The organism is Aeromonas sp. ASNIH1 (assembly GCF_002934285.1).
GTDB lineage: Bacteria > Pseudomonadota > Gammaproteobacteria > Enterobacterales > Aeromonadaceae > Aeromonas > Aeromonas caviae.
The window spans coordinates 16,433-37,731 of the sequence record NZ_CP026230.1; the positions used below are offsets into that span (position 1 = coordinate 16,433).

The 21,299-nt window shown below is 55.8% G+C and carries 24 protein-coding genes and 4 pseudogenes; 14 read left to right on the plus strand and 14 right to left on the minus strand.

Translation table 11 applies throughout. The features are described from left to right. Positions 1-24: 24 nt before the first annotated feature. A pseudogene (locus tag C2U37_RS24145) lies at positions 25-588 on the plus strand (phage integrase N-terminal SAM-like domain-containing protein); the annotation flags it as partial. A gap of 34 nt (positions 589-622) precedes the next feature. On the opposite strand, the gene C2U37_RS24150 reads toward C2U37_RS24145, so the two are convergent. Then, the gene (locus C2U37_RS24150; RefSeq protein WP_001067855.1) at positions 623-1,327 is read right to left on the minus strand and encodes an IS6-like element IS26 family transposase; all 705 of its coding nucleotides are present in this window, start codon (positions 1,325-1,327) and stop codon (positions 623-625) included. 79 nt (positions 1,328-1,406) lie between these two features. On the opposite strand from C2U37_RS24150, the gene C2U37_RS24155 reads away from it, so the two are divergent. Next, complete coding sequence (locus C2U37_RS24155; protein WP_032728035.1) at positions 1,407-2,423, plus strand: IS30-like element IS1394 family transposase; 1,017 nt, start codon at positions 1,407-1,409, stop codon at positions 2,421-2,423. Between the two features lie 90 nt (positions 2,424-2,513). Here C2U37_RS24155 and C2U37_RS24160 read toward each other — a convergent pair whose 3' ends face one another. Further along, a complete protein-coding gene (locus tag C2U37_RS24160; RefSeq protein ID WP_000155092.1) occupies positions 2,514-3,398 on the minus strand; it encodes an Mph(E) family macrolide 2'-phosphotransferase in 885 nt (294 codons plus the stop codon). 58 nt (positions 3,399-3,456) lie between these two features. On the opposite strand from C2U37_RS24160, the gene C2U37_RS24165 reads away from it, so the two are divergent. Then, positions 3,457-4,473 (plus strand): IS30-like element IS1394 family transposase, encoded by a 1,017-nt coding sequence (locus C2U37_RS24165; protein WP_032728035.1) that lies wholly within the window; start codon positions 3,457-3,459, stop codon positions 4,471-4,473. An 83-nt stretch (positions 4,474-4,556) separates the two neighbouring features. On the opposite strand, the gene msr(E) is transcribed toward C2U37_RS24165, so the two are convergent. From msr(E) to intI1, 4 genes and pseudogenes are all read right to left on the minus strand, one after another. Then, the gene (msr(E), locus tag C2U37_RS24170) at positions 4,557-6,032 is read right to left on the minus strand and encodes an ABC-F type ribosomal protection protein Msr(E) (RefSeq protein ID WP_000052512.1); all 1,476 of its coding nucleotides are present in this window, start codon (positions 6,030-6,032) and stop codon (positions 4,557-4,559) included. Positions 6,033-6,481: 449 nt separating this feature from the next. Continuing rightward, the gene (locus C2U37_RS24175; protein ID WP_001067855.1) at positions 6,482-7,186 is read right to left on the minus strand and encodes an IS6-like element IS26 family transposase; all 705 of its coding nucleotides are present in this window, start codon (positions 7,184-7,186) and stop codon (positions 6,482-6,484) included. Positions 7,187-7,248: 62 nt separating this feature from the next. Beyond that, a pseudogene (locus C2U37_RS24180) lies at positions 7,249-7,542 on the minus strand (recombinase family protein); the annotation flags it as partial. A 270-nt stretch (positions 7,543-7,812) separates the two neighbouring features. Next, a complete protein-coding gene (intI1, locus tag C2U37_RS24190; RefSeq protein WP_000845048.1) occupies positions 7,813-8,826 on the minus strand; it encodes a class 1 integron integrase IntI1 in 1,014 nt (337 codons plus the stop codon). A gap of 69 nt (positions 8,827-8,895) precedes the next feature. Between intI1 and C2U37_RS24195 the strand changes: the two genes are divergently transcribed. From C2U37_RS24195 to C2U37_RS24250, 11 genes and pseudogenes are all read left to right on the plus strand, one after another. Further along, the gene (locus C2U37_RS24195; RefSeq protein WP_032728035.1) at positions 8,896-9,912 is read left to right on the plus strand and encodes an IS30-like element IS1394 family transposase; all 1,017 of its coding nucleotides are present in this window, start codon (positions 8,896-8,898) and stop codon (positions 9,910-9,912) included. A 174-nt stretch (positions 9,913-10,086) separates the two neighbouring features. Further along, complete coding sequence (locus C2U37_RS24200) at positions 10,087-10,914, plus strand: oxacillin-hydrolyzing class D beta-lactamase OXA-2 (protein WP_001007673.1); 828 nt, start codon at positions 10,087-10,089, stop codon at positions 10,912-10,914. A gap of 135 nt (positions 10,915-11,049) precedes the next feature. Continuing rightward, entirely contained in the window at positions 11,050-11,397 is a 348-nt protein-coding gene (locus tag C2U37_RS24205; protein ID WP_000679427.1) for a quaternary ammonium compound efflux SMR transporter QacE delta 1, read from the plus strand. Further along, positions 11,391-11,711 (plus strand): annotated as a pseudogene (locus C2U37_RS24210) (dihydropteroate synthase); the annotation flags it as partial. The gene C2U37_RS24205 and the pseudogene C2U37_RS24210, both read left to right, overlap by 7 nt. A 62-nt stretch (positions 11,712-11,773) precedes the next feature. Next, a complete protein-coding gene (locus C2U37_RS24215) occupies positions 11,774-12,478 on the plus strand; it encodes an IS6-like element IS26 family transposase (protein WP_001067855.1) in 705 nt (234 codons plus the stop codon). Between the two features lie 52 nt (positions 12,479-12,530). Beyond that, positions 12,531-12,833 (plus strand): annotated as a pseudogene (locus C2U37_RS24225) (recombinase family protein); the annotation flags it as partial. 71 nt (positions 12,834-12,904) lie between these two features. Continuing rightward, entirely contained in the window at positions 12,905-14,572 is a 1,668-nt protein-coding gene (locus tag C2U37_RS24230; RefSeq protein WP_104453340.1) for an Eco57I restriction-modification methylase domain-containing protein, read from the plus strand. Next, on the plus strand, positions 14,573-15,313 hold the full coding sequence (locus tag C2U37_RS24235; protein WP_104453327.1) for a type-2 restriction endonuclease: 741 nt from the start codon (positions 14,573-14,575) through the stop codon (positions 15,311-15,313). Positions 15,314-15,351: 38 nt separating this feature from the next. Next, positions 15,352-15,600 carry a hypothetical protein gene (locus C2U37_RS24240; protein WP_104453328.1) on the plus strand — a complete coding sequence of 83 codons (249 nt, stop codon included), beginning with the start codon at positions 15,352-15,354 and terminating at the stop codon, positions 15,598-15,600. A gap of 3 nt (positions 15,601-15,603) precedes the next feature. Then, entirely contained in the window at positions 15,604-16,428 is an 825-nt protein-coding gene (locus C2U37_RS24245; RefSeq protein WP_104453329.1) for a hypothetical protein, read from the plus strand. A gap of 7 nt (positions 16,429-16,435) precedes the next feature. Next, a complete protein-coding gene (locus C2U37_RS24250; RefSeq protein WP_015060232.1) occupies positions 16,436-17,260 on the plus strand; it encodes an abortive infection family protein in 825 nt (274 codons plus the stop codon). Between the two features lie 12 nt (positions 17,261-17,272). Here C2U37_RS24250 and C2U37_RS24255 read toward each other — a convergent pair whose 3' ends face one another. From C2U37_RS24255 to C2U37_RS24290, 8 genes are read right to left on the minus strand one after another with little or no spacing between them, the layout of a single operon-like run. Further along, positions 17,273-17,860, minus strand: coding sequence for a hypothetical protein (locus tag C2U37_RS24255; protein ID WP_016245702.1), 588 nt, complete (start codon positions 17,858-17,860; stop codon positions 17,273-17,275). 33 nt (positions 17,861-17,893) lie between these two features. Then, a complete protein-coding gene (locus C2U37_RS24260) occupies positions 17,894-18,124 on the minus strand; it encodes a hypothetical protein (protein WP_015060234.1) in 231 nt (76 codons plus the stop codon). Beyond that, positions 18,103-18,654: a hypothetical protein gene (locus C2U37_RS24265; RefSeq protein ID WP_223949405.1), complete on the minus strand. Its 552-nt coding sequence runs from the start codon at positions 18,652-18,654 to the stop codon at positions 18,103-18,105. The genes C2U37_RS24260 and C2U37_RS24265 overlap by 22 nt, the downstream gene beginning before the upstream one ends. Then, a complete protein-coding gene (locus C2U37_RS24270) occupies positions 18,611-19,735 on the minus strand; it encodes a M23 family metallopeptidase (RefSeq protein ID WP_104453331.1) in 1,125 nt (374 codons plus the stop codon). Before C2U37_RS24270 ends, C2U37_RS24265 begins: the two co-directional genes overlap by 44 nt. Next, entirely contained in the window at positions 19,732-20,259 is a 528-nt protein-coding gene (locus C2U37_RS24275; RefSeq protein WP_058177638.1) for a hypothetical protein, read from the minus strand. The genes C2U37_RS24270 and C2U37_RS24275 overlap by 4 nt, the downstream gene beginning before the upstream one ends. Beyond that, positions 20,252-20,440, minus strand: a complete 189-nt coding sequence (locus C2U37_RS24280; RefSeq protein WP_058177637.1) for a hypothetical protein — start codon at positions 20,438-20,440, stop codon at positions 20,252-20,254. The genes C2U37_RS24275 and C2U37_RS24280 overlap by 8 nt, the downstream gene beginning before the upstream one ends. Further along, the gene (locus C2U37_RS24285) at positions 20,427-20,666 is read right to left on the minus strand and encodes a hypothetical protein (protein WP_058177636.1); all 240 of its coding nucleotides are present in this window, start codon (positions 20,664-20,666) and stop codon (positions 20,427-20,429) included. The genes C2U37_RS24280 and C2U37_RS24285 overlap by 14 nt, the downstream gene beginning before the upstream one ends. Then, positions 20,666-21,271 (minus strand): hypothetical protein, encoded by a 606-nt coding sequence (locus C2U37_RS24290; RefSeq protein ID WP_104453332.1) that lies wholly within the window; start codon positions 21,269-21,271, stop codon positions 20,666-20,668. The genes C2U37_RS24285 and C2U37_RS24290 overlap by 1 nt, the downstream gene beginning before the upstream one ends. Between the last annotated feature and the right edge of the window lie 28 nt (positions 21,272-21,299).

Genomic DNA, 21,299 nt, shown 5'->3' on the forward strand with positions numbered 1-21,299 from the left:
GCCGCCGCCCAGTCATAACAAGCCATGAAAACCGCCACTGCGCCGTTACCACCGCTGCGTTCGGTCAAGGTTCTGGACCAGTTGCGTGAGCGCATACGCTACTTGCATTACAGTTTACGAACCGAACAGGCTTATGTCCACTGGGTTCGTGCCTTCATCCGTTTCCACGGTGTGCGTCACCCGGCAACCTTGGGCAGCAGCGAAGTCGAGGCATTTCTGTCCTGGCTGGCGAACGAGCGCAAGGTTTCGGTCTCCACGCATCGTCAGGCATTGGCGGCCTTGCTGTTCTTCTACGGCAAGGTGCTGTGCACGGATCTGCCCTGGCTTCAGGAGATCGGAAGACCTCGGCCGTCGCGGCGCTTGCCGGTGGTGCTGACCCCGGATGAAGTGGTTCGCATCCTCGGTTTTCTGGAAGGCGAGCATCGTTTGTTCGCCCAGCTTCTGTATGGAACGGGCATGCGGATCAGTGAGGGTTTGCAACTGCGGGTCAAGGATCTGGATTTCGATCACGGCACGATCATCGTGCGGGAGGGCAAGGGCTCCAAGGATCGGGCCTTGATGTTACCCGAGGGCACTGTTGCAAAGTTAGCGATGAGGCAGCCTTTTGTCTTATTCAAAGGCCTTACATTTCAAAAACTCTGCTTACCAGGCGCATTTCGCCCAGGGGATCACCATAATAAAATGCTGAGGCCTGGCCTTTGCGTAGTGCACGCATCACCTCAATACCTTTGATGGTGGCGTAAGCCGTCTTCATGGATTTAAATCCCAGCGTGGCGCCGATTATCCGTTTCAGTTTGCCATGATCGCATTCAATCACGTTGTTCCGGTACTTAATCTGTCGGTGTTCAACGTCAGACGGGCACCGGCCTTCGCGTTTGAGCAGAGCAAGCGCGCGACCATAGGCGGGCGCTTTATCCGTGTTGATGAATCGCGGGATCTGCCACTTCTTCACGTTGTTGAGGATTTTACCCAGAAACCGGTATGCAGCTTTGCTGTTACGACGGGAGGAGAGATAAAAATCGACAGTGCGGCCCCGGCTGTCGACGGCCCGGTACAGATACGCCCAGCGGCCATTGACCTTCACGTAGGTTTCATCCATGTGCCACGGGCAAAGATCGGAAGGGTTACGCCAGTACCAGCGCAGCCGTTTTTCCATTTCAGGCGCATAACGCTGAACCCAGCGGTAAATCGTGGAGTGATCGACATTCACTCCGCGTTCAGCCAGCATCTCCTGCAGCTCACGGTAACTGATGCCGTATTTGCAGTACCAGCGTACGGCCCACAGAATGATGTCACGCTGAAAATGCCGGCCTTTGAATGGGTTCATGTGCAGCTCCATCAGCAAAAGGGGAGGCGGCCGCAAAAACTGAGTGCAACACCCGACCATTTCGGTAAGGTGTTGCCCCATGTCCTATCACGAACTCAGCGCCACAGAGCGCGTCACGATCCAGATCGGCCTGTGCAATGGCTTCAGCCAGCGCAGGCTTGCCCGGCTGATGAACCGCAGCCCCTCGACGGTCAGCCGTGAGATCCGGCGCAACCGGAATGCTCAAGGCGAGTACGTTGCAGACGATGCCCAGCGCTTGATGCATACACGCCGCGTGGTCTGTCGACCCGCAAAACGGCTGGTGCCCGGCAACGAGTTGTTCGAGCTGGTCGCCCACCTGCTGCGACAGCGCTTTTCTCCCGAGCAGATTGCCGGCAAGCTGCGAACCATGAAATCCCCAAGCTTCGAAGACGCCTACGTCTGCCGCGAGACAATCTACAACGCGATCTATGCCCTGCCGGTCGGCGAGCTGCGCAAGGAGCTGATCATCTGTCTGCGGCAGGGCAAGACTACCCGCCGGCCGCGCTCCGGCGGGGTGGATCGACGTGGCCAGATCCCCGACATGGTCAGCATCCACGTACGCCCACCGGAGATCGAAGACCGCCTGATGCCCGGTCACTGGGAGGGCGATCTGATCAAGGGCAAGGCCAACGCCTCGGCGGTAGCCACCCTGGTCGAGCGTACCAGCGGCTACCTGATCCTGGCGAAGATGAACGATGCGACGGCGACCTCGGCGGTGGAGGGCTTCAGCGCGGCGCTGAACCGCATGCCGCTGGCTGTACGCAAGAGCATGACCTACGACCAGGGGCGAGAGATGGCGCGGCACGCGGAAATCACCCAGAAGACCGGTGTGGCGATCTACTTCTGCGACCCACACAGCCCCTGGCAGCGCGGCAGCAACGAGAACATCAACGGCCTGATCCGCCAGTACCTGCCCAAGGGCACGGACTTGTCGGTGTACAGCCAGGAGCAGTTGGATGCCATTGCCTACGAACTGAACATCCGACCGCGCAAGCGCTTCAATTGGAAATGCCCGATTGAGGTCATGACAGAGGTAGTGGCGTTGCAGCATGATGCACCTGCTTCAATCCAGTAACCGTGTTGCACTCAGCTTCTGCAACCGCCGGATGATAAGTTTATCACCACCGACTATTTGCAACAGTGCCTCAGCAATCATATTTTTAAATTATATAACTCCCAACTGAGCTTTTGCTCCAACGATAAGGCTTTCATTTTGAGTTTCTAAGGCAAATAAACCATACATCAAAGGAGAGGCCGCTGCTCTTTCTAAAGTCTGTTCATATAGTTTATTCCAAACTTTACCCCCTAGTTTTTCATACTCGATGATTAGAGTTTTGAGGCTTTCTTCTCCAAACAAAGTTACATGCCCAGCAAAATCAATCGCTGGGTCATCTATATGGGCTGTTGACCAATCAATAACGCCTGAAACAGCTCCATCCTTTGAAGCTAGTACATGCCCAGCATATAAATCGCCATGTATAAATTGGGTGAAATCTGCCCATAGAACATCATTATCCAACCATTTTCTGTAGCGGGTTTCCAATTGCTCACTTATACCAATTTCAGATTTTACTAACTGCAAATTGTTTGCTATTTCAGGTCTTAAATCTGAAGGTTTCATAATTTTCAAATCATTTTCCCGAACTTCTTTTTCAGGAATACTATGGATTTCAAATAAGGTTTTTGCCAAAGATGTTATGTATTTCGGGCTATCTTTGTCCATATTCCAAATTATTTCATAGGTTTCAGCATCCAAATTTAAAACAGGATTATCTTTAAGTATGGGATAAGCCACTAATTCTGTAGATGAAATTCTCCAATCAGGAACCTCTACAGAAAGATGTTTTTTTACCAATTCTAAAATGCGTTTTTCTTTCTTGATTTGTTCCCTCATGCCATCACGACGAGGAATACGCAGCAACCATTGTTGCCCCTTTGTATCAAGAGCAAAAACGACCTTAAAATCAATGCCCATTTCATTGAAATTCATTTTGTCCGTAAGCAACAAGCCGTGTGCTTCAGCAAGTGATTGAATATCTTGAATTGTCATTTTTGGCGGCCGCAAAAACTGAGTGCAACACCCGACCATTTCGGTAAGGTGTTGCCCCATGTCCTATCACGAACTCAGCGCCACAGAGCGCGTCACGATCCAGATCGGCCTGTGCAATGGCTTCAGCCAGCGCAGGCTTGCCCGGCTGATGAACCGCAGCCCCTCGACGGTCAGCCGTGAGATCCGGCGCAACCGGAATGCTCAAGGCGAGTACGTTGCAGACGATGCCCAGCGCTTGATGCATACACGCCGCGTGGTCTGTCGACCCGCAAAACGGCTGGTGCCCGGCAACGAGTTGTTCGAGCTGGTCGCCCACCTGCTGCGACAGCGCTTTTCTCCCGAGCAGATTGCCGGCAAGCTGCGAACCATGAAATCCCCAAGCTTCGAAGACGCCTACGTCTGCCGCGAGACAATCTACAACGCGATCTATGCCCTGCCGGTCGGCGAGCTGCGCAAGGAGCTGATCATCTGTCTGCGGCAGGGCAAGACTACCCGCCGGCCGCGCTCCGGCGGGGTGGATCGACGTGGCCAGATCCCCGACATGGTCAGCATCCACGTACGCCCACCGGAGATCGAAGACCGCCTGATGCCCGGTCACTGGGAGGGCGATCTGATCAAGGGCAAGGCCAACGCCTCGGCGGTAGCCACCCTGGTCGAGCGTACCAGCGGCTACCTGATCCTGGCGAAGATGAACGATGCGACGGCGACCTCGGCGGTGGAGGGCTTCAGCGCGGCGCTGAACCGCATGCCGCTGGCTGTACGCAAGAGCATGACCTACGACCAGGGGCGAGAGATGGCGCGGCACGCGGAAATCACCCAGAAGACCGGTGTGGCGATCTACTTCTGCGACCCACACAGCCCCTGGCAGCGCGGCAGCAACGAGAACATCAACGGCCTGATCCGCCAGTACCTGCCCAAGGGCACGGACTTGTCGGTGTACAGCCAGGAGCAGTTGGATGCCATTGCCTACGAACTGAACATCCGACCGCGCAAGCGCTTCAATTGGAAATGCCCGATTGAGGTCATGACAGAGGTAGTGGCGTTGCAGCATGATGCACCTGCTTCAATCCAGTAACCGTGTTGCACTCAGCTTCTGCAACCGCCTTTAATTTCCTTTAAAGAGTTCAATAATTAATGTTCGGATTAGATTGGCTATCATTAACAATCTCTCTCAAAAGTCTTGATGATTTTGTGGTCTTTGATCTCGTAGATAATGTCAGCAATATTATCGACCAATTGCTTGTCATGAGATACGAAGATAATAGTTCCTGCATAGGACTTCATCATTGTTTCTAATGCGGCAATACTTTTTAGGTCAAGATAGTTTCCTGGTTCATCCATAAGCAAAATATTATATTTTCCTAAAAGCATTTTGGATAAAAGCAGTTTGATGATTTCACCTCCCGATAAGTCGGATAAGTTTTTTTGAATATCATTCGCTCCGATCCCCATTGAAGCCAATACTGCACGAATTTCCGCAACTGTGTACTCGCACTCTTCCTGCATAAAGGAGAGCACAGATTTATGCGTGTTAAATTTATATCCTGTTTGTGTAAAGTAGCCAATTTCAGCTTTTGGAGATATGGTTAATCCATCAGCACGTTCTGATATCATTTTTAACAAGGACGTTTTCCCTGTTCCATTCGATCCAGTTATAGCGACTTTAGCGCCAAGCGGTATTATAAAGTTAGCGTCATCAAAGATAGTACGGCTACCAAATTTTAAGCTCAGACCATCTGCCGTAATCGGGAACTTATTGTGCAGTTCTAGGGCTGAACTTTGACGAAAACGAATAGAACGCAAATGCTCTGGTGCTTGAATATCTTCTAATGCAGCCAAACGCTTTTCCATACTCTTAGCTGCCTGATACAGTTTTCTTTGCTTGGTGCCAGTCATTTTTGCATGCCCAAGTCGTCCAGCACTTTCGGTAGAGTTTTTGGATTTTTCTCCTTTTTTCTTATTGTCTAATCGATTAGCTTGCTGGCGTTTTTCTTGCACAGCAGATTCTAATCGCTCCCGTTCCTTCATCATCAGCTCATATTCTACGGCTTGGTGTTGTCGCTCTTCTTCTTTTTGACGCAAGTAATCCGAGTAACCACCCCAATATTCCGTAATTTTACCGTCTTTTAACTCCCATATCTTGTCTACAACCATATCAAGAAAATATCGGTCATGACTGATAACAAGTAATGCTCCATCAAATGCTTTAAGTTGACCAATAAGTAGATCTATTCCATTGAGATCAAGGTGGCTGGTTGGTTCATCCGCTAGAATGCCATGTACTTGTTGGGAAAATGCGGCAGCAATTTTTGCACGAGTTTCCTCTCCGCCACTCATTGTGTCGTTTTGTACATTGGAAACACCAAGGCGAGATAACATTGCCCGGTCTTCGACCGTTTCTATTTCGATTCCGCCCAGTTGGCTGATATGTGCAAAATCACCAAAACGCTGTAATGTCGCTTCGGCTAAAACAATTTCGCCATTAAGTACTTTGAGTAAACTACTCTTTCCTGCTCCGTTATCACCCACAAGACCAATACGGTCATAAGAGTGAATTTCCAATTCATCAATATCCAAAACATCACGCCCAGCATAATCCAAGCGTATGTTTCTCGCTTTAATAATTAAACTCATTTTTATTTACTCCTGTTTAGCTCTTGAAATTTTTTATGCAGCAAACAGGATTTAGGTGAAAACAAAAGCTAGCATCACAGTGTCCTCCCAAAAAAAAAGCTATTCATCCACAGGGTGGACAAATAGCTAGTCAATTAAGTTATAACTGGAAACTATGCACTAAAAGCATACTTATAAATTAAGCATACTTTTACTTTATATATCCGCATATATTCTTAAAGACACAACAAAAGCCCACCATTATAAAATAGTGTCACTATGCAAATAGTTGTGTCTTAACGAATGCGGATAGAATGCATAAACTTACCTAAAAAATAAAATTCAGTTTTATGATAACTTTACTGTTAAAAGAAGTCTAGACAACCTTGTTTTATGCTTGGATATAAGGCTTATTTTAGGCACTGTTGCAAAGTTAGCGATGAGGCAGCCTTTTGTCTTATTCAAAGGCCTTACATTTCAAAAACTCTGCTTACCAGGCGCATTTCGCCCAGGGGATCACCATAATAAAATGCTGAGGCCTGGCCTTTGCGTAGTGCACGCATCACCTCAATACCTTTGATGGTGGCGTAAGCCGTCTTCATGGATTTAAATCCCAGCGTGGCGCCGATTATCCGTTTCAGTTTGCCATGATCGCATTCAATCACGTTGTTCCGGTACTTAATCTGTCGGTGTTCAACGTCAGACGGGCACCGGCCTTCGCGTTTGAGCAGAGCAAGCGCGCGACCATAGGCGGGCGCTTTATCCGTGTTGATGAATCGCGGGATCTGCCACTTCTTCACGTTGTTGAGGATTTTACCCAGAAACCGGTATGCAGCTTTGCTGTTACGACGGGAGGAGAGATAAAAATCGACAGTGCGGCCCCGGCTGTCGACGGCCCGGTACAGATACGCCCAGCGGCCATTGACCTTCACGTAGGTTTCATCCATGTGCCACGGGCAAAGATCGGAAGGGTTACGCCAGTACCAGCGCAGCCGTTTTTCCATTTCAGGCGCATAACGCTGAACCCAGCGGTAAATCGTGGAGTGATCGACATTCACTCCGCGTTCAGCCAGCATCTCCTGCAGCTCACGGTAACTGATGCCGTATTTGCAGTACCAGCGTACGGCCCACAGAATGATGTCACGCTGAAAATGCCGGCCTTTGAATGGGTTCATGTGCAGCTCCATCAGCAAAAGGGGATGATAAGTTTATCACCACCGACTATTTGCAACAGTGCCGTTTCGATCCGTTCCGTGACGCTCTCGAAGCCAACACCGCGCTGCTCCAACTCCCCCACGATGCGAACCAGATCGGGGAGCGAACGGCCTAACCGATCCAGACGCCAGACCACCAACGTGTCTCCCGCACTCAGGGCGCGAAGACAGTAATCCAGAGCAGGCCGATCAGCAGATTTCCCGCTGACCTTCTCTTCGTAGATGTCGGCACACCCGGCACGGGTCAAAGCATCCCGTTGTAGGTCGAGCCGCTGGTCATCCGTCGAAACGCGGGCGTAACCAAGACGCTTTCCCATACCTTTACCAAGCGTAGATAAACAGACGGATATTTTTACACATAAAGGCCGATTCCACACGGGCTTTCTGTCGTTTTCAGAAGACGGCTGCACTGAACGTCAGAAGCCGACTGCACTATAGCAGCGGAGGGGTTGGATCCATCAGGCAACGACGGGCTGCTGCCGGCCATCAGCGGACGCAGGGAGGACTTTCCGCAACCGGCCGTTCGATGCGGCACCGATGGCCTTCGCGCAGGGGTAGTGAATCCGCCAGGATTGACTTGCGCTGCCCTACCTCTCACTAGTGAGGGGCGGCAGCGCATCAAGCGGTGAGCGCACTCCGGCACCGCCAACTTTCAGCACATGCGTGTAAATCATCGTCGTAGAGACGTCGGAATGGCCGAGCAGATCCTGCACGGTTCGAATGTCGTAACCGCTGCGGAGCAAGGCCGTCGCGAACGAGTGGCGGAGGGTGTGCGGTGTGGCGGGCTTCGTGATGCCTGCTTGTTCTACGGCACGTTTGAAGGCGCGCTGAAAGGTCTGGTCATACATGTGATGGCGACGCACGACACCGCTCCGTGGATCGGTCGAATGCGTGTGCTGCGCAAAAACCCAGAACCACGGCCAGGAATGCCCGGCGCGCGGATACTTCCGCTCAAGGGCGTCGGGAAGCGCAACGCCGCTGCGGCCCTCGGCCTGGTCCTTCAGCCACCATGCCCGTGCACGCGACAGCTGCTCGCGCAGGCTGGGTGCCAAGCTCTCGGGTAACATCAAGGCCCGATCCTTGGAGCCCTTGCCCTCCCGCACGATGATCGTGCCGTGATCGAAATCCAGATCCTTGACCCGCAGTTGCAAACCCTCACTGATCCGCATGCCCGTTCCATACAGAAGCTGGGCGAACAAACGATGCTCGCCTTCCAGAAAACCGAGGATGCGAACCACTTCATCCGGGGTCAGCACCACCGGCAAGCGCCGCGACGGCCGAGGTCTTCCGATCTCCTGAAGCCAGGGCAGATCCGTGCACAGCACCTTGCCGTAGAAGAACAGCAAGGCCGCCAATGCCTGACGATGCGTGGAGACCGAAACCTTGCGCTCGTTCGCCAGCCAGGACAGAAATGCCTCGACTTCGCTGCTGCCCAAGGTTGCCGGGTGACGCACACCGTGGAAACGGATGAAGGCACGAACCCAGTGGACATAAGCCTGTTCGGTTCGTAAACTGTAATGCAAGTAGCGTATGCGCTCACGCAACTGGTCCAGAACCTTGACCGAACGCAGCGGTGGTAACGGCGCAGTGGCGGTTTTCATGGCTTGTTATGACTGGGCGGCCGCAAAAACTGAGTGCAACACCCGACCATTTCGGTAAGGTGTTGCCCCATGTCCTATCACGAACTCAGCGCCACAGAGCGCGTCACGATCCAGATCGGCCTGTGCAATGGCTTCAGCCAGCGCAGGCTTGCCCGGCTGATGAACCGCAGCCCCTCGACGGTCAGCCGTGAGATCCGGCGCAACCGGAATGCTCAAGGCGAGTACGTTGCAGACGATGCCCAGCGCTTGATGCATACACGCCGCGTGGTCTGTCGACCCGCAAAACGGCTGGTGCCCGGCAACGAGTTGTTCGAGCTGGTCGCCCACCTGCTGCGACAGCGCTTTTCTCCCGAGCAGATTGCCGGCAAGCTGCGAACCATGAAATCCCCAAGCTTCGAAGACGCCTACGTCTGCCGCGAGACAATCTACAACGCGATCTATGCCCTGCCGGTCGGCGAGCTGCGCAAGGAGCTGATCATCTGTCTGCGGCAGGGCAAGACTACCCGCCGGCCGCGCTCCGGCGGGGTGGATCGACGTGGCCAGATCCCCGACATGGTCAGCATCCACGTACGCCCACCGGAGATCGAAGACCGCCTGATGCCCGGTCACTGGGAGGGCGATCTGATCAAGGGCAAGGCCAACGCCTCGGCGGTAGCCACCCTGGTCGAGCGTACCAGCGGCTACCTGATCCTGGCGAAGATGAACGATGCGACGGCGACCTCGGCGGTGGAGGGCTTCAGCGCGGCGCTGAACCGCATGCCGCTGGCTGTACGCAAGAGCATGACCTACGACCAGGGGCGAGAGATGGCGCGGCACGCGGAAATCACCCAGAAGACCGGTGTGGCGATCTACTTCTGCGACCCACACAGCCCCTGGCAGCGCGGCAGCAACGAGAACATCAACGGCCTGATCCGCCAGTACCTGCCCAAGGGCACGGACTTGTCGGTGTACAGCCAGGAGCAGTTGGATGCCATTGCCTACGAACTGAACATCCGACCGCGCAAGCGCTTCAATTGGAAATGCCCGATTGAGGTCATGACAGAGGTAGTGGCGTTGCAGCATGATGCACCTGCTTCAATCCAGTAACCGTGTTGCACTCAGCTTCTGCAACCGCCCTGTTTTTTTGTACAGTCTATGCCTCGGGCATCCAAGCAGCAAGCGCGTTACGCCGTGGGTCGATGTTTGATGTTATGGAGCAGCAACGATGTTACGCAGCAGGGCAGTCGCCCTAAAACAAAGTTGGGCATTAAGGAAAAGTTAATGGCAATCCGAATCTTCGCGATACTTTTCTCCATTTTTTCTCTTGCCACTTTCGCGCATGCGCAAGAAGGCACGCTAGAACGTTCTGACTGGAGGAAGTTTTTCAGCGAATTTCAAGCCAAAGGCACGATAGTTGTGGCAGACGAACGCCAAGCGGATCGTGCCATGTTGGTTTTTGATCCTGTGCGATCGAAGAAACGCTACTCGCCTGCATCGACATTCAAGATACCTCATACACTTTTTGCACTTGATGCAGGCGCTGTTCGTGATGAGTTCCAGATTTTTCGATGGGACGGCGTTAACAGGGGCTTTGCAGGCCACAATCAAGACCAAGATTTGCGATCAGCAATGCGGAATTCTACTGTTTGGGTGTATGAGCTATTTGCAAAGGAAATTGGTGATGACAAAGCTCGGCGCTATTTGAAGAAAATCGACTATGGCAACGCCGATCCTTCGACAAGTAATGGCGATTACTGGATAGAAGGCAGCCTTGCAATCTCGGCGCAGGAGCAAATTGCATTTCTCAGGAAGCTCTATCGTAACGAGCTGCCCTTTCGGGTAGAACATCAGCGCTTGGTCAAGGATCTCATGATTGTGGAAGCCGGTCGCAACTGGATACTGCGTGCAAAGACGGGCTGGGAAGGCCGTATGGGTTGGTGGGTAGGATGGGTTGAGTGGCCGACTGGCTCCGTATTCTTCGCACTGAATATTGATACGCCAAACAGAATGGATGATCTTTTCAAGAGGGAGGCAATCGTGCGGGCAATCCTTCGCTCTATTGAAGCGTTACCGCCCAACCCGGCAGTCAACTCGGACGCTGCGCGATAAAACCGCGCAGCGCCGGTTACTTCAACGTTAGATGCACTAAGCACATAATTGCTCACAGCCAAACTATCAGGTCAAGTCTGCTTTTATTATTTTTAAGCGTGCATAATAAGCCCTACACAAATTGGGAGATATATCATGAAAGGCTGGCTTTTTCTTGTTATCGCAATAGTTGGCGAAGTAATCGCAACATCCGCATTAAAATCTAGCGAGGGCTTTACTAAGCTTGCCCCTTCCGCCGTTGTCATAATCGGTTATGGCATCGCATTTTATTTTCTTTCTCTGGTTCTGAAATCCATCCCTGTCGGTGTTGCTTATGCAGTCTGGTCGGGACTCGGCGTCGTCATAATTACAGCCATTGCCTGGTTGCTTCATGGGCAAAAGCTTGATGCGTGGGGCTTTGTAGGTATGGGGCTCATAATTGCTGCCTTTTTGCTCGCCCGATCCCCATCGTGGAAGTCGCTGCGGAGGCCGACGCCATGGTGACGGTGTTCGGCATTCTGAATCTCACCGAGGACTCCTTCTTCGATGAGAGCCGGCGGCTAGACCCCGCCGGCGCTGTCACCGCGGCGATCGAAATGCTGCGAGTCGGATCAGACGTCGTGGATGTCGGACCGGCCGCCAGCCATCCGGACGCGAGGCCTGTATCGCCGGCCGATGAGATCAGACGTATTGCGCCGCTCTTAGACGCCCTGTCCGATCAGATGCACCGTGTTTCAATCGACAGCTTCCAACCGGAAACCCAGCGCTATGCGCTCAAGCGCGGCGTGGGCTACCTGAACGATATCCAAGGATTTCCGGCACTGTTGCAAATAGTCGGTGGTGATAAACTTATCATCCCCTTTTGCTGATGGAGCTGCACATGAACCCATTCAAAGGCCGGCATTTTCAGCGTGACATCATTCTGTGGGCCGTACGCTGGTACTGCAAATACGGCATCAGTTACCGTGAGCTGCAGGAGATGCTGGCTGAACGCGGAGTGAATGTCGATCACTCCACGATTTACCGCTGGGTTCAGCGTTATGCGCCTGAAATGGAAAAACGGCTGCGCTGGTACTGGCGTAACCCTTCCGATCTTTGCCCGTGGCACATGGATGAAACCTACGTGAAGGTCAATGGCCGCTGGGCGTATCTGTACCGGGCCGTCGACAGCCGGGGCCGCACTGTCGATTTTTATCTCTCCTCCCGTCGTAACAGCAAAGCTGCATACCGGTTTCTGGGTAAAATCCTCAACAACGTGAAGAAGTGGCAGATCCCGCGATTCATCAACACGGATAAAGCGCCCGCCTATGGTCGCGCGCTTGCTCTGCTCAAACGCGAAGGCCGGTGCCCGTCTGACGTTGAACACCGACAGATTAAGTACCGGAACAACGTGATTGAATGCGATCATGGCAAACTGAAACGGATAATCGGCGCCACGCTGGGATTTAAATCCATGAAGACGGCTTACGCCACCATCAAAGGTATTGAGGTGATGCGTGCACTACGCAAAGGCCAGGCCTCAGCATTTTATTATGGTGATCCCCTGGGCGAAATGCGCCTGGTAAGCAGAGTTTTTGAAATGTAAGGCCTTTGAATAAGACAAAAGGCTGCCTCATCGCTAACTTTGCAACAGTGCCATCGAAACTGGCAGTGCGACCGGGAAGCTGACTTTCCACTTGTTCTCCGCTTTGGCGGAGTTCGAGCGGAATCTGATCCGGGAGCGGACGCAAGCAGGCTTGGCTGCGGCTCGTGCCCGTGGTCGCAAGGGCGGGCGAAAGCCCGCGCTTGACGCCAAGCAAGTCCGTGAGATCAAGGCGCTTTTGCGTGATCCTGATATTCAGGTAGCCGACGTGGCGAAACGCTATGGTGTTTCACGCGCCACCATTTACAAGCACGTTGGTGCGGTGCGCCCAGAGCGTGGTGCATCACCGATGATTTAGTGAGGTCGTCATTCATGGCATTTGCGCCAAGTGTTGCTCATAAGCCTGTTGCCGCTGCTGTATGCCCTGTCATGGCCGCGACCGAGGCTTTGGCGACAGAAGGGGGGCTCGAGGCTCGAGGGGCTATTTTCACGCGCTCTGAGGTGGTCGATTTCATCCTCGACCTGGCTGGCTATACCGAGGATCAACCGCTGCACGAAAAGCGGCTTTTGGAACCGTCGTTCGGTGGTGGGGACTTCTTGCTGCCGATCATTCAGCGGCTGCTGAGTGCATGGCGAGCAGCAAGGCCCATTGGTACTGCGGTCGATGATTTGGGCGATGCCATCCGGGCAGTGGAGTTGCACCACGACACCTTCCGCAGCACCTACGCTGCCGTTGTCGCGCTGCTCAAGTGTGAGGGGCTGTCCGCGAATGCTGCGACGGCCTTGGCTGGCCGCTGGCTGTCGCAGGGTGACTTCCTGCTGGCTCCGCTGGAGGGTCAGTTCGATTTCGTGGTGGGCAATCCTCCCTACGTTCGACCTGAGCTGATTCCGGCCCCGTTGCTGGCCGAGTACCGCAGCCGCTATCAGACGATGTATGACCGGGCGGACATCTACATTCCCTTCATCGAGCGGTCGCTGACGGCATTGTCTGCTGGCGGCAATCTGGGCTTTATCTGCGCGGATCGCTGGATGAAGAACCGCTACGGTGGGCCACTGCGTAGCCTTGTTGCCGAACGGTTCCACCTGAAAGTCTATGTCGATATGGTGGATACACCGGCCTTCCATTCCGATGTAATCGCCTATCCGGCTATCACCATCATCAGCCGTGAGGGGGTCGGGGCGACGCGCATCGCACACCGCCCGTCCATAGACCGGGCCACGCTGACCACGCTGGCTGGTCTGCTGTCGGCACCGACTCTTCCGAAGGATGCTGGCCCGGTGCGGGAACTCGCCCGTGTGACCAATGGTGCGGAGCCGTGGCTGCTGGAGTCTTCTGACCAGATGGCGCTTATTCGCCGTCTGGAGGGCGCGTTCCCACTGCTCGAGGAGGCTGGGTGCAAGGTTGGCATTGGTGTTGCGACCGGCGCTGACAAGGCATTCATCGGCGACTTCGAGTCGCTGGATGTCGAACCTGATCGGAAGCTGCCGCTGGTGACAACCAAAGACATCATGACCGGCGAAGTGCAGTGGCGTGGTCAGGGGGTCATCAACCCCTTCGCCGAGTCTGGAGGGCTAGTCGATCTTGGCGAGTATCCGCGTCTGCGCCGCTACCTTGAGGCTCGCCGGGATGTGATTGCCGGTCGGCATTGCGCGAAGAAGGCTCCTGCCAACTGGTATCGCACGATTGACCGTATTACCCCGGCGCTGGCTGCGAGACCCAAGCTGTTGATCCCTGACATCAAGGGTGAGTCGCACATTGTTTTCGAGGGCGGCGAGCTGTATCCAAGCCACAACCTCTACTACGTCACCTCGGACGATTGGGATTTGCGGGCCTTGCAAGCTGTGCTGCTGTCCGCTGTCTCGCGCCTGTTCGTGGCCACGTACTCAACGAAAATGCGAGGTGGCTTCTTGCGCTTCCAAGCGCAATACCTGCGCCGCATCCGTATCCCACGCTGGGCCGATGTGCCTGAACCGCTACGCCGCGAGCTGGCTGAGGCAGCCATAAAGCGGGACGTGCAAGCCTGCAACCGGGCTGTGTTCAGGCTCTACGGGCTGAGCCACGAAGAACGATCTGCCCTTGGAGGCAATGGAGAATAAATGGCACTTGATCTTGTCGATTACGAACAGAAGGCCCGCGACGCCGTAAAGGCGTTTTGGGGCAACCGCGAAGCTGCACGGCAAAAGCAGATTGAGTCAGGCAAGGCCGACCAAGGTGAACGCGCTGGCGTCACAGGCGGCAAGAACATGGACGGATTCTTGGCCTTGGTGCTCGATGTCATCAAGGCCAATGGTCTGGCCCACGCCGAGATTTACCAGAACCGGGCGATGCTGACCCTGCCAGGCTACTTCCGCCCGACGAAGCTGTGGGATTTGTTGGTGATCTACAAGGGGGAGCTGATTGCTGCCATCGAGCTGAAAAGCCACGTCGGGCCATCGTTCAGCAACAATTTCAACAACCGTACCGAGGAAGCTATCGGGACGGCCCATGATCTTTGGACGGCCTTTCGTGAAGAGGCGTTCGGCAAGCAGCCACGCCCCTTCGTCGGCTGGCTGATGATGGTCGAAGATGCGCCGGAGTCCCGCCGTCCCGTTCGGGACTCGTCGCCGCACTTCCCGGTCTTCGAGGAGTTCAAGGGGGCGTCGTATCTCACGCGGTATGACTTGCTGTGTCAGCGATTGGTGCAGGAGCAGCTCTATACGACTGCTGCCGTCATCGCAGCAGAACGCAGTGCGGTGGATACCGGCAACTTCACGGAGCTGTCGTCGATGACCAGCCTCAAGACATTCGTGTCGGCTTTGGCTGGGCACATCGCCGCCGAGGCGGCACGACTGGGCTGATTGCCCGTTCTCGTTCATTCGGGCTTGGAGGCCGGACGATGATGACAACCACAACTGAGGCGCTTTCAGAGGTTTTGCGCGGGTATGGACGCGCTGATGAAACGGCATTGGCATCACTGCTGGAGGTCAGCGACTGGGAGCGCATAGCTCGTCAGGAGCTGGAGCGCCGGGCTACCCGAATTGTGCAGTCGCTCGATGACGGCACCCTTGAGGCCATCGCATCTGGTTCGCTCGATGTCCGGGCCGTCTGCCGCCAAGTGGCCGACGAGATCAAGCAGACCGCTTAGACGATGGCGCTGCCTTCTTTCGACAACTCTTGGCGCGAGGGCCAGAGCGTAAAGCCGCGCATCCTCGTGCTGGAGATCAAAGACAAAGATCGCCCGGATGACAAGGCATTGGGCTGGGTGCTTGTCGAGCGGGAGGAAACCTATCGGCGCGATCCTCGGGATGGGACGATCTACGAGGCGTCCATTCGGCTTTCCTACCAGCGCATCACAGCCAAGTTTTCGCACCGGGATGGTGGAAAAGGGCGGTTTGATGGCAGCTACTCGCGCAACTTCAACGCTGTGTCGCTGACTTCGACCTCGATGTCGAAAGGGGCTGTATTCCTTGATTTGCCGGGGCTGGATGGTCAGCGTATCGGCACCTATCTGATGAATGAGATCGTCCAGTGGGTGCAGCAGTGGCCCGAGGCGACCGTCAATGGTATCGAGCTGCTGGCCGGACAGGGGCATGGTGACAACAAGGCACGGCGCAACTGGTTTTATGAGCAGTTCGGTCTGGTCTTCGACTACACCGACCCCGAGCATCGCGAAGGCCGATCCAGACCCATGCTGGCCGGAGCGTTAGTCAAAGTCGAGACGTGGAAGCAGAACATCACCGAGCACCGGATGCTCGACTATCTGGCCGCAGTTCTTTACGCCGAGGAACGTGCCACATCGGAGTTGCAGGCCCGTGATCGAGCCTGTGCCCAACTCATTGCCGAGCAGAGACGGGCAGAAGCCCGGCCTGTGCGCTGGGCGTTGCGGCGGTTGTATATCCACTATGCCAGCACCGTGCTTGCCGGGCTTGTCCTGACGGCCCTTGTCGGTATGGCGTGGATCAAGATGGCGTAGGGGAGCTATGTCCGATCTGAGCGGAAGTGAGCGTCGCAAGCTGGAAAAGCTGCTTGGTATGGGTGGCGGCTATGTCCTGAACTTCTCTGACCGCACCTTCGGTGACTTCTTCGATGAGTACCGGGTCGAGATTGATGCCGAACGGTACAAGGCGCGGGGTACGTCCAAGGCCAATCGGATGCGTACCTTCTGGGATGTGGATGGCAATCATGTCGTGGGGCGGGTCATTGGCGGGCTGATCGAGTATGCGACCGATGAGCAGTGCTTTGGCGACAGCAATCCGCTGCTGATCGACGACTGCCGAAAGATTGCCCAGCGTCTTCTCAGTGACCAGCCGGTGGCCGAGCTGGATGCGCTGACCGCCATCGCAGATGAGCGGGATTTCGAGGTGGTGGCAGAGCATGTCCGCGAAGCCATCGAGAAGAACCAGCCCGAGGGCGGGCTGGATCGACTACATACCTTCGTCAACAAGTTCATCCGTGTGACGTGCGAGCCGCACGGCATCACGATCACTCGTGACAAGCCGCTGCACAGTGTCTTCGGCGAGTACGTCAAGGCGCTCCGGGAAGGTGGCCACCTTGAGTCGGCCATGACCGAGCGCATTTTGAAGTCCAGTATCTCAGTGCTGGAAGCCTTCAATGATGTGCGCAACAACAAGAGCCTTGCACACGACAACCCGATCCTGAACTACGAGGAAAGCCTGCTGATCTTCAACCACGTCGCGGCATCCATCCGCTTCATCAAGGCGTTGGAAACGAAGATCAAGGCTCAGGCCAAGGTGGCAGAGCAGCAGGCTGCACGGTTTCCGTGGGATGAGAGCATTCCATTTTAGATAGCTATATAGCTAGCTATCTTCATTTGCCCGGCGATATGCCTCAAAGTTGTCGAGCAGGCTCTGGTACTGGCGGTGTGCCTCTGTGCCCGGTGGGGCGAAATTCGGCAGAGGCGGCTGAGTGCCCATCGGCCAGTGCTCGATGAGTTGATCGTCGTCGTCATCATTCGTCCGTGGGCGGCCTCGTGGCCGCTTAGGTTTCTCGTGGCCAGCCTTCTCCAGTTCGGCAGATAGCGCCTCGATGGCGGCCCACATTGCAGCGGGGTCAGCAGGTTTAGCCACGCACTCGCGTAGCGCCGTGGTGGCCGCTTCCATCGTCTTGGTGACTGCATCTAGGGCGATACCAAGCTGCTTTTTGCGGTACTCCGCATCGTGTTTAACCTTCCATGCGGCCCATTCCGCTTGCTCTTCTTCGGTGAGCAGTTCGCGGGCTTCGGCGGAAAGCTCCGATGCCCAGCGGTCGATGGTGCAGATGACTCGCTGGCGTCGGCGTCCTGTGGCTGTGCGCTCGTCTGTCCGCCGGAGGCATTGGACGGTGTTCCCTTCGACTGTGATCCCGCCCAACGACTTATTCACGTAGAGCGTGACTTTGAATTGCATTGTTTGGTGCTCTTGATTGGCTGATAGCTGTGACTATACGCAATCTGCGAAATGCAGACACTCGATCTCGGCGGTGTCGAACTCGATGCCCGCCACGGTGAACCGCTCGCCGACTGCGAGAGTGGGGGCGTTGCCGATGCGCAGCCGGAATGTGTTGTCCGGTTGCTGGATGACGTAGGTGCCATCAGGATCGGCATCGAGTACAGCGGACGTTACCCGCTCGAACTCGACACGATCCTCGTTCAGTCGCCAGATTGAGGCCATTCGCCCAGTTCCTCGATGACGACGGAAGTCTGTTGCCTCCCTTTGAGGTAGGCGTCGGCCTCTTCTGCCAACTCCTTGCGGGCAGTCTGCTCCTTGGCAAAGGCTGCCCAGTTGTACCCGTCAGGGTTGATCTCCCAGTGATAGCCCAGTGTTTTCAGCACTGCGAGAATGTCTTGCACGAGCTTGATGGCGTATCCGTCGTGGATACGATCAGTTGCGTCCAGAAACTGTTGGCTTGGGTCTTTTTTCGGCCACAGGTAGCCCTCTCTCGAGACGGCGACGCAGAAGGCCAGGTACTCAAGAATTTCATTCGAGATCGAGTCCTCTTTTTCCGGGCTGGTAGTAAAAGACGCACCGATGCCGGAAGCCGCAGAGTGGAGGGTTTCCAGCAGGTGTGCGAAGTACAGCTCATTGAGCTGTCGATGCACTACGGCGGCGATGCCGGGGGAGGTGATGCTGGGAGGCAAGTAGTCCATCTCTTCGACCTCAGTTGATGCTGCGCGAAACGTCACCGCGTTGCGCCCGATCATGTGCTGCGGCAGTCTGCTTGCGCAGCCGCTCGGTCTTCTGTGACGTGTAGATAGCCAGCAGGGCTTCGACCCGCTCCTTTTTCCGATAGATCGCTTCGGCCATGTAGTTGCTGACGCCTACTGCGCGGTTGAAATCTACCCAGAGCGCCCGGCTAGATACCTTGGTGATGTTGTTGTTCCATTCGGCGTCGCTGAACCGACGCCCCGCCTCTGTCAGTAGCATTTCGTGAGTGGACATCGTGTCGTAACCACCAATCGGCGCGGTCGGTAGCGAGCCGTAGCCGTCCTTGTCAGACAGCCACTCGGCGGGAGACTTGCCCTCGGCAGCGGCCAGCGCCGCGTCCGCATTCGCCGCCGCGACTTGTGCTGGCTCGAACTTGACGTTCGGGGCCACGCCGCCCGGAGGGACGCTACCAAACAGGATCGCGTGCTGTTCCTTGGTGTCCTTGCCCAGAATCGGGTAGTGCTGCGGGTTGCCGTCTTGGATCGGGAAAGTCGCGCAGAAATACGGGGCTGGGTCGGTCTTCCAGCCGATCCCCTGTTGCTGGTTGAAGGCGGACGGGAGTTGGCCGGGGTTGAAGGTGCCTTTCGATGCGCTCTGAGTGAAAGCCTTGGCGCGGGCCTCATCTTTCTGCGCGGTGCCGTAGGTGAAGTGCAGGTGCTTCACCATCGCGTCGCTGGGTGTGTTGCCGGACAGGCCGATGTACTGCCCGGCTTTGACCTCCATGCCCTGTTTCAAGCCGGTGGCAAAGCCGCTCATGTGGTAGTACGCCACCACGTCGCCATTGCTGCGCTCGATGAGGATCGCGTTGCCTGCCGAGCGCCGGTTGCCGATGAAGGTGATCTTGCCGTCCGTTGTGGCGTACAGAGGCTGCGACGCGCCACTGGTCGAGAAGTCCAGACCATCGTGCATGTGCGGCTTCTGGTTGGCGCTACCGAAGTTCCCTGCACCGCCGCCCCGGAATTTGCCGAAGCGCCCGGAGACGGTCTGTTTCTCGGTTGGCGACACCATGCAGGTATCGGCCAGTGCCGGAGTCACGGCCACCAGTGCGGCCAGAGCAAGCAGCTTGTGCATGGTCATGGCTCCCGGTACTCGTTTTCGTGGGCGGCGTAGCTGCCGTCAATGGTGCAGGTCAGTTGCACCGACTCCGGGCCAAATGGCTGATCGGCCATCAGGCTGCCCATCGACGTTTTGCGGTTGGGGAAGCTCTTGCCCTTGTTCAGCTTGGCCGCCTTGGCAACTTCGGCCAGCGTCCTGCCACGGATGTGCGAGGTGTAGCCGTGGCCCAGTTCGCCGCTGCCGTCATCGACCCAGACCTCAATCTCGGCCACCGGCAGACCGAATACCTTGAACCCGCTGGGCGGTGTCAGCCGGTAGTGCTGTTCCTCGCCTGCTGGTTTGCGTGGCAGCAGGGCGCGGGTGGCTGGATGGTCGGGCAGGTCTTCGCGGCACTCCAGCGCGGCCTGCAACATCGGGCCAGCCACGGCCCAGAGTGTTGCGTTGGGTGCGGCTGGCTCGTTGTCGAGCAGCGGGACGGGCATCTGGGCGCAGACGATGCTGGAAAACGCCACCGCAGCAATTGTGATGAAGTGCTTGCTACGCATGGGCATGGCTCCTGATGTCGCTGTTGTGCTGTGCCCTGATGCGCATGGGCTTGATGGGCTTGGGGTCAGGCTGCTGCTTGGCCTGCCGGTCGAGCCACAGCTCGGCCAGCTCAGCAATAACCTGATCGTGCTCGCGCAGCCACGAGACGCGCAGTACGAGATAGCTGTCAGCGGTTTTCATGGGCGGGCCTCACGAGGTAGCGGTAAACGAGCCAGACCAGCGGCGTCAGGTACAAGATCGGGACAACGATGGCGAGGGCGATGGTTCCGAGCTGGGCAGCAGGCGGGCCATTCATCAGCGCATCGCGCTCGACGAACAAGGCGAGACATGTCCCGAGCACGCAGCAGATGTTGGTAACACGCTCGCGGCCAAGGCGAAGTAGGATGGATTGAATCATCTGGGCCATCACTGAATCCCCCGAACCCAGAGCATGTCGCGGACGTAGCGCCCGAAAGCGCCTTCCACGAACAGCGTGCCGGAGCGCACTTGCCACGCCCGATAACTCCAGCGGATTGCATGGATGGAGAACGGCAGGCACATGGACAGGACGCTCAATACGACCATCAGCGATGCGCCCACGGCCAGTTGCCAAACAGCCATCAAGAAGACAAGCGCGACAACGATCCAATAGCCTCTTGATTTGAGCAGATGGCTACGAATCAGTTTGCTGCGCTCCTGATCCTCAAGGAAGGCCAGTCGTTGCTTGCCTCGAACCTCCATGCGTGCATCGACAATGCGGCGGATTTCGGCAGGGTCTTCTGGGGCTAGTACGCCAAATCCGCAACGTGCGGAGCACTCCCACGGGTAAAGCGCGGTGTCGTCAGCCTGCGCGTTGGTTGGTCGGTGCATGACTCCACGCCCACATTCAGGGCATCGAGGATTCCGCAGGGTATGCCAAAGGTCACGGATGAAACCGTGATTCTGTTTGAGCTGTCCCCAGCCCAAAATGGATAGCGGCATTGAAACGAAAGTGAACTTCGCGGCTTTCTTTGCTCCACTCAGGATGCTCATGCGTGTGCCCTCCGGTAGTTTTTGCGCC

Excerpts from the sequence above, each read along its gene's own strand:
- C2U37_RS24275 (WP_058177638.1), bottom strand. The coding sequence starts at position 20,259 with ATGCGTAGCAAGCACTTCATCACAATTGCTGCGGTGGCGTTTTCCAGC.
- C2U37_RS24230 (WP_104453340.1), top strand. The coding sequence starts at position 12,905 with ATGGCCGCGACCGAGGCTTTGGCGACAGAAGGGGGGCTCGAGGCTCGA.
- C2U37_RS24165 (WP_032728035.1), top strand. The coding sequence starts at position 3,457 with ATGTCCTATCACGAACTCAGCGCCACAGAGCGCGTCACGATCCAGATC.
- C2U37_RS24215 (WP_001067855.1), top strand. The coding sequence starts at position 11,774 with ATGAACCCATTCAAAGGCCGGCATTTTCAGCGTGACATCATTCTGTGG.
- C2U37_RS24150 (WP_001067855.1), bottom strand. The coding sequence starts at position 1,327 with ATGAACCCATTCAAAGGCCGGCATTTTCAGCGTGACATCATTCTGTGG.
- C2U37_RS24270 (WP_104453331.1), bottom strand. The coding sequence starts at position 19,735 with ATGACCATGCACAAGCTGCTTGCTCTGGCCGCACTGGTGGCCGTGACT.
- C2U37_RS24255 (WP_016245702.1), bottom strand. The coding sequence starts at position 17,860 with ATGCAATTCAAAGTCACGCTCTACGTGAATAAGTCGTTGGGCGGGATC.
- C2U37_RS24195 (WP_032728035.1), top strand. The coding sequence starts at position 8,896 with ATGTCCTATCACGAACTCAGCGCCACAGAGCGCGTCACGATCCAGATC.
- C2U37_RS24265 (WP_223949405.1), bottom strand. The coding sequence starts at position 18,654 with ATGATCGGGCGCAACGCGGTGACGTTTCGCGCAGCATCAACTGAGGTC.
- intI1 (WP_000845048.1), bottom strand. The coding sequence starts at position 8,826 with ATGAAAACCGCCACTGCGCCGTTACCACCGCTGCGTTCGGTCAAGGTT.
- C2U37_RS24200 (WP_001007673.1), top strand. The coding sequence starts at position 10,087 with ATGGCAATCCGAATCTTCGCGATACTTTTCTCCATTTTTTCTCTTGCC.
- C2U37_RS24205 (WP_000679427.1), top strand. The coding sequence starts at position 11,050 with ATGAAAGGCTGGCTTTTTCTTGTTATCGCAATAGTTGGCGAAGTAATC.
- C2U37_RS24175 (WP_001067855.1), bottom strand. The coding sequence starts at position 7,186 with ATGAACCCATTCAAAGGCCGGCATTTTCAGCGTGACATCATTCTGTGG.
- C2U37_RS24250 (WP_015060232.1), top strand. The coding sequence starts at position 16,436 with ATGTCCGATCTGAGCGGAAGTGAGCGTCGCAAGCTGGAAAAGCTGCTT.
- C2U37_RS24155 (WP_032728035.1), top strand. The coding sequence starts at position 1,407 with ATGTCCTATCACGAACTCAGCGCCACAGAGCGCGTCACGATCCAGATC.
- C2U37_RS24260 (WP_015060234.1), bottom strand. The coding sequence starts at position 18,124 with ATGGCCTCAATCTGGCGACTGAACGAGGATCGTGTCGAGTTCGAGCGG.
- C2U37_RS24160 (WP_000155092.1), bottom strand. The coding sequence starts at position 3,398 with ATGACAATTCAAGATATTCAATCACTTGCTGAAGCACACGGCTTGTTG.
- C2U37_RS24235 (WP_104453327.1), top strand. The coding sequence starts at position 14,573 with ATGGCACTTGATCTTGTCGATTACGAACAGAAGGCCCGCGACGCCGTA.
- C2U37_RS24290 (WP_104453332.1), bottom strand. The coding sequence starts at position 21,271 with ATGAGCATCCTGAGTGGAGCAAAGAAAGCCGCGAAGTTCACTTTCGTT.
- C2U37_RS24240 (WP_104453328.1), top strand. The coding sequence starts at position 15,352 with ATGATGACAACCACAACTGAGGCGCTTTCAGAGGTTTTGCGCGGGTAT.
- C2U37_RS24280 (WP_058177637.1), bottom strand. The coding sequence starts at position 20,440 with ATGAAAACCGCTGACAGCTATCTCGTACTGCGCGTCTCGTGGCTGCGC.
- C2U37_RS24285 (WP_058177636.1), bottom strand. The coding sequence starts at position 20,666 with ATGGCCCAGATGATTCAATCCATCCTACTTCGCCTTGGCCGCGAGCGT.
- C2U37_RS24245 (WP_104453329.1), top strand. The coding sequence starts at position 15,604 with ATGGCGCTGCCTTCTTTCGACAACTCTTGGCGCGAGGGCCAGAGCGTA.